The organism is Azospirillum thiophilum (assembly GCF_001305595.1).
GTDB lineage: Bacteria > Pseudomonadota > Alphaproteobacteria > Azospirillales > Azospirillaceae > Azospirillum > Azospirillum thiophilum.
In genome coordinates this window covers 1404307-1416286 of record NZ_CP012401.1, presented here as the reverse complement: position 1 = coordinate 1416286, position 11980 = coordinate 1404307, and the positions used below count along the sequence as shown (strand labels likewise).

Sequence of the window (11980 nt, the reverse complement as noted above, 5' to 3'; positions counted from 1 at the left end):
TCACTCCGGCTTGCGGCTCAGCCGCGGCTCACCGAACAGGTAGCCCTGGCCGAAGTCGAAGCCGGTGTCGAGCACCTCGACCAGCTGGTTCTCGGTCTCGATCTTCTCGACGATCAGGTCGATGCCCTCGGCGGCGCAGCGGCGGCGCAGATCCCCGATGCGCCCGGCGTTGGCCGGGTCGAGCACAAGGGCGCGGTCCAGCTTGACGCAGCGGAACTCGTGGCGCAGCAGCCGGTCCAGGTCGATGTCCAGATCCGTCACCTGATCCATCGAGAAGCGGAAGCCGAGCCGCGCCAGCTGCGACAGGATGCCCATGGTCACCGCACCACCGGCGCCGAGGTCGTGCTGGCTCAGCTCGAACACCAGCTTCGGAACCAGCGCCTGGTTCTGCGTCATCATGTGCAGGAACTGCCGCATGAAGTCGGCGTCGGCCAGCGTCGCGGCGGAGATGTTGGCGAAGAAGCCGATGGCATGCTGCCGCCGCTCGGTTTCGCGGATCAGCTGGACGCAGCGGACCAGCAGCAGATTGTCGATGGTGGCGATCAGCCCCTCGCGCTCGGCGATGTCGAGATAGCGGTCGGGCATGATCTGGGTGCCATCGGCGGCGCGCACCCGCGAGAACACCTCGTAGAAACGGTGCTTGCGCTGGGGCAGGCTGACGATGGGCTGGAGATAGATGTCGATGCGGTCGGCCTTCAGCGCCTCGTGCACCGCCTCCAGCACCGCCGCGTCGTCCATCGGCGCGGAGGAGGGGCGAACGGAGGGCGGCACCGGGCGGACGGCGGCTTCCGGAGGCGCCCCGGCGGCGGAGCGGCGCTCGACGCTGGGGGCCGGCGGACGCGGGGCGCGGCGCTCGGTCAGGCGGGCGACCAGCGACTGGAGAAGCCTCACCTCCTGCATCACCGCGTCATAGCGGGCACCGGCATCCGGCTGGATGCCCTGGACGGCGGTCTCGGCGGCAAGGCGCTGTTCCAGCAGGCGGGCCAGTTCCTCCACCCGACCGTTCAGGCGGGCGATGCGGCGGCCGGCGGCGCGCTCGCGTCCCAGCCGGGCCGCCGTCTCATGGGCCAGCGCCCCGGCAAGAACGACCATTCCGCCGGCCAGCCCCGCCACCAGCGGATCGGCCTCCGGCCGCAGCGCCCACAGCGAGGCCGCGGCCGTCCCGCCGGCGACCAGATAGGCGAGCGCATAGACGGCGTGCGTCAGCAGGGTCATCGCATGGGACGGAAAGCTGTTGTCGGGGCCGGTGGCCGGATGGGACGTTCCATGGCGAAGCTCGGCGGTCAGGACCTTCACGGATGCGGTGCCCTTTGCGGACGGCGTGGCGCGGACCGGGCGGGCCCACCCACTGTCGGGGCACCCGCTTGACGATCCGTTAATGCTACGCCGCCGCCCGGCCCGTCCTGCGCGGCCTCAGCGGTGATCGGCCCCCACCGCCTCGGCGACCGATCCATAGCCGTCGCGGCGCAGCAGCTCCGTCAGCTCGCGGCGGATGCGGTGGACCACCGCCGGCCCGGCATAGACCATCGCCGAATAGAGCTGCACCAGCGAGGCGCCGGCCCGGATCTTGGCATAGGCGTCCTCGCCGGTCGCGACGCCGCCGACGCCGACGATCGGCAGCTTGCCGCCGGTCAGCGCGTAGATCTCGCGCAGGACGGTGGTCGAGGGCTCGAACAGCGGAGCGCCCGACAGGCCGCCAGCCTCGCCGCGCAGCGCCGCCGGGATGCCGTCGGGCCGGGCGATGGTGGTGTTGGAGACGATCAGCCCGTCGATGCCGGACTCCAGCGCCACCGCGGCGATGTCGCCCTTGTCCTCGACCGTCAGGTCGGGGGCGATCTTCAGCAGAAGCGGAGGGTTGCGGGTCAAGCTGCAGGCCGCCCGAGCCTCCAGCACCCGTTCCAGCAGGGCGCGCAGCGGATCGCGGCCCTGGAGCGCGCGCAGGCCCGGCGTGTTGGGGGAGGAGACGTTGACGACCAGATAGTCGGCCAGCGGCGCCAGCCGGCGCACGCCGATCACGTAATCGTCGGCGGCGTCGGCCGTGTCCTTGTTCTTGCCCAGGTTGGCGCCGACGATGCCGGGCGCGCGTTTGCCGGACTCGAGGCGGCGCTCCAGCCGTTGGGCGAAGGCCTCCAGCCCCTCGTTGTTGAAGCCCATGCGGTTGATCACCGCCCGCTGCTCCACCAGCCGGAACAGGCGGGGGCGCGGGTTGCCGGGCTGGGGCCGCGGGGTGACGCTGCCCGGCTCGACGAAGCCGAAGCCGAGATTGAGCATGGCGTCGACCACCTCGGCATTCTTGTCGAAGCCGGCGGCCAGCCCGACCGGGTTGGCAAAGTCCAGCCCCCACACGCGGGTGCGCAGCGCCGGTTCGTCCCTGCCGCGCGCCGGCGGAACCAGCCCGGTCTTCAGCGCCTTGATGGTCAGGCCATGCGCGGTCTCAGGGTCGAAGCGGAACAGCAGCGGCCCGGCAAGCGGATAGAGGTCGATCACGGAACGAGGTCCTGAAGGGTGAAGGGGAAGCCGGCGGGGAAGACGTGGTGTCCGTCCGGCCCCAGCGGCAGCGGGTCGGCGCGCAGCACGGCGCCGACCGGCAGCGGCCCGTAGAGGTGCGGGAACAGCTGTCCGCCGCGCGACGGTTCCCAGCGCAAGGCGTCGCCCAGCCGGTCGGCGTCGACCGTCAGCAGGAGCAGCCCGTCCTGGCCGGCGCGGTGCCTGGCGGCGCTCTCCACCACCTGGCCGGCGGTCGAGAAATGGATGAACCCGTCCCGGGCATCCTGCGACGAGCCGGGATAGCTGCCCGCCGGGCGGGCGGCGTCCCACTCGTCCCTGCGGCACATATGGTGGATGATGCGGTCGGTCATGATGGCCGGACACTATCCCAATGCACGGCGACCGGCCAGACGCATCGAAGCCGCAGGGCCGCCGCGCCGGATGACCGCGGCGGGATGCTCCTCCCCGGCCGGGCGTCACCACAACGCAAGATCGACTCCCCGATTGCAACTGCGCACGCGTCGCGCGTTGCATTTTGCAAAGCCCTCGCGAAATTAAACGGCATTTTGCGGGTATTTTTGGTTTTTGCAGCCGCCGGACCAGCCGCATCGGCCTGCTTCCCCGTGCAAAGCCAACGTTTCCACTGGCCGGAGCCTGTCGCCGAAAAGTGGCACCGCTTTTGCTGTAACAGCTGCAAGACAACGGAGGACCCGCCATGAACGCGATTTCCATGAGCCTGATGAAGAAGACCAAGCCCTGCGACGTGGAGCTGGGCGCATCGGTCACCGCCATGGGCGCGCTGTGCGAGCCGGGCCAGACCGCGGTCCCGCTGAAGCCGAGCGCCACGATGCTGGCCGCCGGGGCACGGGCCGGCGGCGTGTCGGTCGAGGTCGCCTGGAAGATCTACCAGGCGATGATCCACCACGCCGACTGAGCCGGCCCGGCCCAACAGCCGCCAACCGGTCAGCGCCGTCCGCCCTCGCAGGGGCTGAAGCCCGAATCGAGCTTGGTCTCGATCCGCAGCAGATGGTCGGTCAGGCGCTGCTCCACATCCTTGAGCGTCGCGAAGGACACATAGGTCTTCGCGACCTCCAGCTTGTAGGCGGCCAGGCTCTCGCGCACCTGTGACTGCGCCTGTTCGGCGCGGGCACGCAGATCGTCCAGCCCGCTGTCGGCGTCCTTGCGCGCGCGGACGATCATCCAGAACAGCCCGCCCATCGCCGGCAATTCGACGGCGGTGATCCACCAGGCCAGATCGAGGCCTGCAGTCAAGGTGTCGTGCATCGGGGTCTCCCGTCGTTGAGGTAAGGCAGGGTCACAATTCCCAGTCGGCCGCCGCGACCGTCGGCATGCCGGCGCCGCGCCAGTCGGAGCGACGGTCGGGCAACCGGACGGAGCGGTCGAAACGGTGGGGCTCGGCACCGAGGCAGCCGGCCACCGCGTCCAGACCGTCGTCGGGCCCGCGATAGCGGCCGTCCGGGCGCCAGTCGCGCATTTCCCGGATCAGCGGCGTTTCCCACACCAGCCGGTGGGCCAGCAGGCGGCGGTCGGCCAGCAGGGCGTCGAACGCCTCCAGGATGCGTCGGGCCTTCGGCGTGTGGCTCGACTGCTCGACCACCGCGGCGGCCAGCCGGTCGTGGCGCAGCCGCTCGCGCAGCAGGCCGGGCAGGAAGCGGCCAATGCCGTTGATCTCGATGTGGATCGCCGGCAGATGGGCGTCGGCGATCAACCGGGCGACCTGCCGGCATTGCTGGTCGGCCTCGGTCTCCTCCGCCTTCGGATCGACCGCGAGATACAGCACCCGATGCAGGTAGAAGCGGCCATCCTCGCCGCCGAACACCGCGGCGACGACGCTGCCGTCGCCGGCCTTGCCGGTGCCCTCGCCGCCCGGCCGGGCGAAGGCCGGATCCCACCAGCAGGTGGCGGAGACCAGCCGCACCCCGCCGAGCGTCAGCACCGCCCGGCCGAGCGCCTCTCGATAGTCCAGCTCCGCGTCGTAGCGGCCGAGCCGGTCGACGTCGAGCACGCCGTCGGCGACGCTCACTGGCAGCAGCAGCATCTGGCTGGCGAATTTGTTGGGGCCGGTGGTCTTGCGGATGCGGGCGACATGCGCCTCGCCGAAGCGTTCCTTCCAGGCATAGATGCGGCGGCCGTCGGCCTCCTCGCGGTAGACCGGCAGGACCAGCCGGTCGAAGCCGTCGAGGAAGGGTTGTCCGCCGTCGCCGCCCTCCTCGGCATAGAGGCTGTCCTGCGCATGCGGCGTGCCGACATAGAGCTGGGCACCGCCCGGCACCAGCACATACTCCAACTCCGACAGACGCTCGCGCAGGACCGCGCGCTTGACCGCGGTGTCGGCGTTGCGCGGCACCTCGACATCGTCGCAGATCACCACGTCGGCGCGGCTGCCGGTGATGTTCCCGCCGATGCCGGCCGCCGCCATCGACGGATCGCGCAGCTCCATCGGCCGAACCACCGTGAACTGGCCGGCCGCCCACTGGTCGCGCTCGTTGGCCGGCGGCTTCAGGTGCCGGGCCTCGGGGTGGCGCTCCAGGATGCGCTTGACGTTGCGCACCATCTTCATCGCCAGCTTCATGTCGGCGGCCAGCACCAGCAGCCGGCGGTTGGGGTCGCGCAGCAGCAGCCAGGCGGCGAACAGCCCGACCAGGGTCGATTTGCCCGAGCCGCGGAAGGCCATCAGCAGCATCCGCCGATTCGGCCCGGCCATGCAGGCCTCCAGCCAGCGCGCCATGCGGTCATGGTGGGCGGGGGTCTTCAGCTCCACCATGGCGTTCCAGCCGCGGATGAAGGCGGGAAAGCCGGTATCCTCGCCCTCCGTCATGGATTCCGCCCCAGGATGTGCCAGCCGGCGCCGTTCGACATCACGGTCACCGCATGGCCCTGGCCGGCCAGCGCGATCGCCTCGCTGTCCGGGCCGCCGCCGCCGGCCTGGGTGACGGTGACGCGGTTGCCGCCGGTGTCGGACTTCTTGATGGTGACCGTCCGGCCGACCGCGTGGGGCGCCGACGGGGCCGGCAGCCGCACCTCGACCGCGCCGCTCCAGGCGCTGACCAGATAGAGCTGCCGGGTCAGGTCCGGCTCGAACAGGCCGGCGCCCTCGTGATAGCCGGCGTTGCCGGGCGGGTTGTTGCCGGCGACGATCCACCAGCCCGCCCCGTTCGACACCAGCGTCACGAAGTCATAGCGGTTGCCGAGCGCCAGCGTGCGCCCGTCCGGCCCCGGTCCGCCGGTCTCCGTCACCGTCAGCGGATTGGCGGACGCGTCGGTGCGCTTGACCGTCACCGCATGGCCGTTCGCGGCATCGGCCTTTGGCAACCGCAGTTCCACCGGCCCACCATAGGCGCTCGCCAGATAGACCGAGCTGGCGAGGTCGAGCGCCACCACCCCGCCGGTCAGCGGCTCGACGAATTCGGTGTCGTAGCGCAGCGCCTCCACCACCAGCTCGGTGACACGGCTGCGCTGGAGCCGGTTCTTCTCCGGATATCCGGCATTGACCGCGGTGTAGCGCCCGCCCGAGCGGTCGAGGATCGCCGGCCCGGCCGAGGCGGAGAACAGGTTGACCACCGCCGTCTCGACCGACCCGGCGTCGAGCTGCAGGTTCGGCACCCCGCCCAGCGATTCGGCGTAGAAATTCACGATCAGCGTCTTGTCGGTGACGGAGCCGACGCGGAAACAGGCCTCCGCCTCCGGCCACAGGTTGGCCTCGCAATCGAAGAAGGCGTTGTTGAAGCGCCCCTGCTCGACGAAGAAGCCGCAGCCGGTCATCGGCGCCGACAGCGAATAGACCCGCACGGCATGGAAGCGGTTGGCGTTCGGCGTGTCGCCGGCCCCCGTCCGCGTCAGCCACACCCCATGCCGGGACGGCCGCGCCACCAGCACCCGGGCGATGTTGTTCCAGTAGCAGGGCAGGTTCGGGTCGTCATAGCCGTCGAACAGCAGCCCGGTCTCCGGCTCCCACAGCGTCAGGTCGGCCAGCGCGTTCTGCACGCAGGGACCGTCGCGGCCGAACAGCCGCACCCCCGCCCGCCCCCGCTCCAGCCGCAGGGCCGACAGGGTGGCGTAGCCGTCCGGCAGGTGGACGAGGTCGAAGCCGTTGGAGGCGCCGCGGATCACCGACGCCTGCCCCACCCCGTACAGCGTCTGCCCGTACCCGAGCGTCAGCGTATTGACGATGCGGTAGGTGCCCGGCGGCACGAACACCGCGCGGGCCGAGGTCAGCGCGGCCTGGAGCGCCAGCGTGTCGTCGACCAGCCCGTCGCCCACCGCCCCGAAATCCTTCACCGACACGAGATCGGCCAGCTTGTCGCGCACCGGCCGCGCGGTGGCACCCGCCCCCGGCGGCACATAGGTCGCCAGCGCCTCCTCGTCCACCGGCGGGCGGACGGTGGGATTGCCGGCGCTGTCGAAGGCCAGCAGCTTGCCCTGGCGCAAGCCGCGCTCCGGCAGCAGGGCCGACGCCGGCAGGTCGCTGTCGGCATAGCGCAGCATCAGTTCCTGGTCGCCCGCCACCTGCTGGAGCGCGGCGGTCAGCCGGTCCAGCTCGCCGTTGAGGGCGGAGGCCGGCAGCGGCCCGCTCTCGCCGAAATCGCTGCTGCGCTCGATCGGCAAGCGGCGGCGCAGCAGCACGACGATGTTCTCGGCCGGGGCATCGGCGAAGGTGACGGCCCCGCCCGCGGTGGTTCCCGCACCGGAGACAGCATAGCCGGTGCCCTGCAGGGCCGCGCCCAGGAAGACCTGGAGGTCGCCGTCGGCGAAGATCGGGAACGGGTAGGTGAAGACCCGCTGCACACCGTCGGCGAGATACTGCACGCGCGGCGTGCCGCGCGGGATGAGAAGCGACGTGGACATCGGGAGGGGCTCCGAGGGAGGAGTCGTCAGAAGAACTTGCTGAGATAGTCGAGCCGCTGGCGGTCGGCGAGCTGCGACAGCTCCAGCAGGTTGCGGCGCTTCACCTCGTCCAGGCTCTGCTGGATGGCGGCGCGCTTCAGCTGGCTGGCGGCCTGGGCGTCCTTGCCTTCGGCGTCGCTGGCGTTGGTCAGGCCGAGCAGGATCGCCTCGCCCGACCCGTCCTGCCCGGTGACGCCGCGGGCGCCCAGGCTGGCGCGCGTCTTGCCGACCGCCTGGCGCAGCGCCGCCAGCCGGCGCTGTTCGGCGGCATCGGCGGCGGCGGTCAGCTGGGCGAGCTGGGTCTGGCTGTCGGTCTCCTGGGTGCGGACCGCCTCGGACTGGCTGGCGCGGAGCTGGGCCAGCGTCTGTTCCTGGCCGGAGCGGTAATCGTCCATCTCCCTGGCCCGCGCCGCCTGGGCCGCGGCGGCGGCGGCCTCGTCCTGCTGGCGCCGAAGCTCCTGGTCCTGTCGGCGCAGCTCGTCCTCGCGCGCCCAGGCGCGGGCCTCCGCTTCGGCCTCCAGCTGGGCCTGCTGCTGGCGGGCGGTGGCCGTCGCCTGGGCGTTGCGCTCGGCCGCCGCCGCTTCCTCGCGGTATTTCTGTTCCAGCGCCGCCTGGGCCGCGGCGGCGGCGGCGGCATCCTGCTGGCGCTTGTATTCCAGCTCGGCCGCGGCCTGTTGCGCGGCGGCCTGTTGCGCGGCGGAGCCGGACTGGCTGGTGCCGGTGCCGGCACTGGCGCTGCGCACGGTGCCGATCACCGAGTTCGCCAGTGGCAGCGCCGTGGTCACGAGGGGAGCTATTCCACCCATCAGTCGTTCACCTTCAATTCCATGGTTACGGAAAGCAGCGTGAAAGGCAGCGGCGCATCCTGTTCGATGCGCCACAGCGGGACATCGGTGTCGTACCGCCAGCCGAGCGCCCGCAGCCGGCGGTCTCCCGACACGCGCGGCGGCACCCCGCCGGCCGGTTGCGGCCCCAGCCGGTGGAGCGGCAGGTCCTGCAACCCGCGCCCCAGATCGACGCGCAGTGCCGCCGTCTCCTCCAGCCGGAAGGTGACGGCGACCAGCCGCATCAGATCGGCCCCGGCCGCCTGCCCCAGCAGATTGGGCGGCAGCGGTTCGATCCGGTGGCTGTAGGGCAGCCCGATCTCGACCCTGGCCGCCGGCGGGTCGAGCGTGACGCTACCGGCCTGGACGGTGGCGGGGGTGCGCACCACCCCGTCGGCGACGATGGCGACGCTCCGCCCCTCCAGATGGGCCAGGCCGCCCCAGACAGCGGCGGGCTCCGCCCGTTCGCCGGTGATCGCGGCGTCGAGGTTGAGGCCGTCGTCGAAGCGTTCGACGCTCCACACGCCGCGGCGGTCGATCAGCAGATAGACCTCGTCGCCGACCGCGGCGACCGAACGCACCGCCCCGTCGGTCTCCAGCCGGGTCCAGGCGGTGACGCTCTCCGCCCGGTAGGCGGTCAGCGCGCCGAGCGCGCCGTCCTCCATCGCCACGAACAGCAGGCGGCGGTTCTGGTCGTAATCCTGGTCGCGCGGGTTGACCACCAGATGGCGGGCCAGCAGCGCCAGGTCGTTGGCCTGATAGGCCGCCTCGGTGTCGGTGTAGAGGAACTCTCGGATTTCGCGCCGGTTGCGCGGCACGAACAGGGTGCCCCCCTCGACGTCGCGCGGCGGGATGGCACGGTCGAGCGGCGAGCCGATGCGGGTCTGGCGGTTGACCTGCATGCTCTGCGGCGTCAGCGGGTCGCCGGTCACCATATACTCGGCGCCCGAGGTGAAGACCTGCAGATGCCGGCCGGAGAAGACGGCGCGCACGGCGTTCACCTGATCGGACAGGATGCCGAACTCGATGGCCTCGTCGTCCAGCCCCTCGCCCAGGTCGAAGTTCCAGATCCGGGCGGATTTGGACAGCCACAGCCGGTTGGGCAGGTCGCGCGACCCGCCGATCACCAGCCGGTCCTGATGGAAGGCGGCCGACACCGGCCAGCCGCGCAGGGGTGAGAAGGCCTGCTCCTCCCAGACCGTCGTCGGCTGGGTGTCGGCCAGCGTCTCCTTCGCCGTGGCGTTGAGCTGGGTCGGCGAGACGACCCCGGTCACCAGCAACTGCTTGCCCTTGATGCGGATGCGGGTGCCGTCGTGGCGCGGGTCGAAGACCGGGGCCGACGCGGTGACGGTGACCGCCCCGGCGGTGCCCGACGGGGTGAGCGTCACCGCCGGATCGCCGAAGCGGTGGAAGGGCAGCCGGACCAGTTCGCCCTCGACCGCGAAGACCCATTCGGACAGGGTCCACGCCCCGTCCTCGCCGCGCGCCAGCTTGCGCGGCGGCAGGTCGGGATGGCAGACCAGCAGCGTGTCGGCGCTCTGCGTCCAGGTGATCTGCGCCAGCTGCGCCAGCGTCCAGGGCGCCGCGATGGAGGCAAGCCTGGCCCCGCCCTGGAACACGTCGATCCAGCCGCCGGTGAACAGCAGCAGATAGGTCTGCTCGGTGTTGCGCTCGAACGCCACCAGCCGCCCGTCGCCGCGGGCCGGCGCGGTGAAGGCGAGGCCGGAACGCCGCGTCACCCCGCCGGTCGGGTCGATGAACAGGTTGCGCAAGGCCAGCGCGCCGTTGTCGTAGGCCTTGAGGTCGCCGCGCCCGAGCAGGCGGCGCGACACCTCGCCAGCGGTGAAGTTGGTCTTGACCTGATGCAGCCGTCCCATCACGCCCTCCCCATCATGCCCGCGCATCGATCAGGGTGAAATCCTCGAAGCCGGGCTGGCTGTCCTGCTGGGCATCGATCTGGCGGGCGCGGCGGAACTCGGCCTCGGCCAGCTGGGCCAGCAGCTCCGCCCGCGTCGAGCTTTCGGTCAGCGGCAGGCAGAACTCGGCGGCGAGCCGGGCGATCAGCGCCTGGTCGAAGAAGGCGGGGAAATCCTCCTCCGCCGGGCGGCCGATGTAGGACAGGGTGACGGCGGCGGCATCGCACAACAGCGTCCGGCCGTTGATGCGATAGGACAGGCCGCGCCCCCGCCCGCCGCCGCCCGCCCCCAGCGCCCGCAGGAAATCGGCCGGCAGCTGGAAGGCGCAGGCATAGTCGGCGACCGGCGCTTCGGCCAGCCGCGGCAGCGTCGCCTGGACGCTGGCGAAGCTCCAGGCGTTGGCCGACAGCAGCGCGTCGCGCGCCGGCCCATAGAGGGCGGCGGCCACCTCCGCCTCGGCGGAGCCGTCGTCGAAGGAGGCGATGGCGGTGGCGCCGAGCTTGATCAGCGCACGGCCGCACAGGCCGATGGCGGTGAGGGCCATGGGCTGGTCTCCGGTTGGGGGAGGGAGGATAAGGATCAGTCGCTGTTGGTGCCGCCGAACGGCGTCAGGTTGGCGACGTCGACCGCACCGCCGCTGCTGGAGGCGACCACCAGCATGCCGGCCGCCGGGGTGACGGTGCCGGCGGCGCAATTGGCCAGCATCATGTCGCCGGCCCGCAGCAGGCCGGCCGCCCCGTTGAAATAGCCGGCGGTATCGACGTCGGTCGCCGCATCGGGGGTGGTGTAGTGCCAGAGCGTGAAGCCGTTGGCGTAGGCGAGCACGCTCAGATCCTTGGACGCATAGGCCATGGACGGAAGACTCCGGATTTTGTGTGGGGAATACGGCCGACATCCCCCTCTCCCCCCCGGGGAGAGGGTCGGGGTGAGGGGGATGCATGGGGAGGATTCAGTGAGAAGCTGCGGCGTCGCGCGTCGAGCAAAGGCACGACGCCGCGGCTCAGCTCTCCAGGCAGCGCAGCGTCACCACGCCCGAGCCGTCGATCAGCGCGGCGCCCTGGCTCATCATGTTGTTGACGAAATGCGCCGCGCGGTCGCCGTGCCAGGTGATGTCGGTCTTCACGTCGGCACCCGCCGCGTGGCCGATCGCCGTCTTGTGGTACCAATGGCACAGGCGGACGCCGCCGTTCAGCGTCAGGCCGGAATGGGGAACCCACAGCGTGCCGAGCCAGCGCTTGGCCTGGGTGCCGCGCCAGGGCAGCTCGTCCGGTCCGACATAGTCGGTGCTGGCGAACTCGTCGATCCCCAGCAGTTGGCTCCACTGCTTCCAGCCGACGACGGCATAGCGCTGGCCGTCGTCCGGCACGTCGGCCTCGCCCATCATCTCGAAGGCCTCCAGCACCTTGGCCTTGGTCAGGCCGTCGGTGGCGGCGCCGGCATGGTTGGTCGACTTGTCCAGCTCGGCGATCAGCAGTTCGTCGGTCTTGCGGCCCAGCGCATAGGCGCCGGCATTGGCGATGATCTGCCGCTCGTCAATGTTGGTCTTCAACTCGTCCAGCCGGTCGACCCAGTCGCCGGCATAGAAGTCGTACAGCGCGCACTCGACCGGCGTGTGGTCCAGGTTCATCACCGGGACGGCGCCGTGGCGCGATTTGGTGGAGGCCGCGCCCTTGCCCACCTTCTGGAAGACGGTGGAGGCACCCTGCACGTTGTTCTTGCCGCGCACCGTGTTGCGCAGCTTGGAGCCCATGCGCTGGTAGGCTTCATGGACCTCGCGCTCGAACTGCTTGACGAACGCCTGGGCGATCGTGGTCGACATGGGTGATTTTTCCTTTCGCGTTCCTGCGG

12 protein-coding genes are annotated in these 11980 nt (G+C 71.1%); 1 reads left to right on the top strand and 11 read right to left on the bottom strand.

Annotation, left to right across the window (positions count from 1 at the left end):
* The 3 genes from AL072_RS06555 to AL072_RS06545 form a co-directional block, all read right to left on the bottom strand.
* Positions 1 to 1296 carry an EAL domain-containing protein gene (locus AL072_RS06555; RefSeq protein WP_245636785.1) on the bottom strand — a complete coding sequence of 432 codons (1296 nt, stop codon included), beginning with the start codon at positions 1294 to 1296 and terminating at the stop codon, positions 1 to 3.
* Positions 1297 to 1413: 117 nt separating this feature from the next.
* Positions 1414 to 2487, bottom strand: a complete 1074-nt coding sequence (locus AL072_RS06550; RefSeq protein WP_045581011.1) for a quinone-dependent dihydroorotate dehydrogenase — start codon at positions 2485 to 2487, stop codon at positions 1414 to 1416.
* On the bottom strand, positions 2484 to 2858 hold the full coding sequence (locus tag AL072_RS06545; RefSeq protein WP_045581012.1) for a DUF952 domain-containing protein: 375 nt from the start codon (positions 2856 to 2858) through the stop codon (positions 2484 to 2486). The genes AL072_RS06550 and AL072_RS06545 overlap by 4 nt, the downstream gene beginning before the upstream one ends.
* Positions 2859 to 3202: 344 nt before the next feature.
* On the opposite strand from AL072_RS06545, the gene AL072_RS06540 reads away from it, so the two are divergent.
* The gene (locus AL072_RS06540; RefSeq protein WP_045581013.1) at positions 3203 to 3421 is read left to right on the top strand and encodes a hypothetical protein; all 219 of its coding nucleotides are present in this window, start codon (positions 3203 to 3205) and stop codon (positions 3419 to 3421) included.
* A gap of 29 nt (positions 3422 to 3450) precedes the next feature.
* Here the strand turns inward: AL072_RS06540 and AL072_RS06535 are convergent, their stop codons facing one another.
* The 8 genes from AL072_RS06535 to AL072_RS06500 all read right to left on the bottom strand — a co-directional run bounded on the left by AL072_RS06535 (position 3451) and on the right by AL072_RS06500 (position 11951).
* Positions 3451 to 3771, bottom strand: a complete 321-nt coding sequence (locus AL072_RS06535; protein ID WP_045581014.1) for a hypothetical protein — start codon at positions 3769 to 3771, stop codon at positions 3451 to 3453.
* Between the two features lie 31 nt (positions 3772 to 3802).
* Positions 3803 to 5326 (bottom strand): phage terminase large subunit, encoded by a 1524-nt coding sequence (gene terL, locus AL072_RS06530; RefSeq protein ID WP_045581015.1) that lies wholly within the window; start codon positions 5324 to 5326, stop codon positions 3803 to 3805.
* Positions 5323 to 7353 carry a glycosyl hydrolase family 28-related protein gene (locus AL072_RS06525; protein WP_045581016.1) on the bottom strand — a complete coding sequence of 677 codons (2031 nt, stop codon included), beginning with the start codon at positions 7351 to 7353 and terminating at the stop codon, positions 5323 to 5325. Before AL072_RS06525 ends, terL begins: the two co-directional genes overlap by 4 nt.
* Positions 7354 to 7379: 26 nt before the next feature.
* A complete protein-coding gene (locus AL072_RS06520; protein WP_045581017.1) occupies positions 7380 to 8177 on the bottom strand; it encodes a hypothetical protein in 798 nt (265 codons plus the stop codon).
* A 20-nt stretch (positions 8178 to 8197) separates the two neighbouring features.
* Entirely contained in the window at positions 8198 to 10093 is a 1896-nt protein-coding gene (locus tag AL072_RS06515; protein ID WP_045581018.1) for a phage tail protein, read from the bottom strand.
* 13 nt (positions 10094 to 10106) lie between these two features.
* The gene (locus AL072_RS06510; RefSeq protein WP_045581019.1) at positions 10107 to 10676 is read right to left on the bottom strand and encodes a phage connector family protein; all 570 of its coding nucleotides are present in this window, start codon (positions 10674 to 10676) and stop codon (positions 10107 to 10109) included.
* Between the two features lie 35 nt (positions 10677 to 10711).
* The gene (locus tag AL072_RS06505) at positions 10712 to 10984 is read right to left on the bottom strand and encodes a hypothetical protein (protein WP_045581020.1); all 273 of its coding nucleotides are present in this window, start codon (positions 10982 to 10984) and stop codon (positions 10712 to 10714) included.
* Between the two features lie 148 nt (positions 10985 to 11132).
* The gene (locus AL072_RS06500) at positions 11133 to 11951 is read right to left on the bottom strand and encodes a phage capsid protein (RefSeq protein ID WP_045581021.1); all 819 of its coding nucleotides are present in this window, start codon (positions 11949 to 11951) and stop codon (positions 11133 to 11135) included.
* Positions 11952 to 11980: the final 29 nt, after the last annotated feature.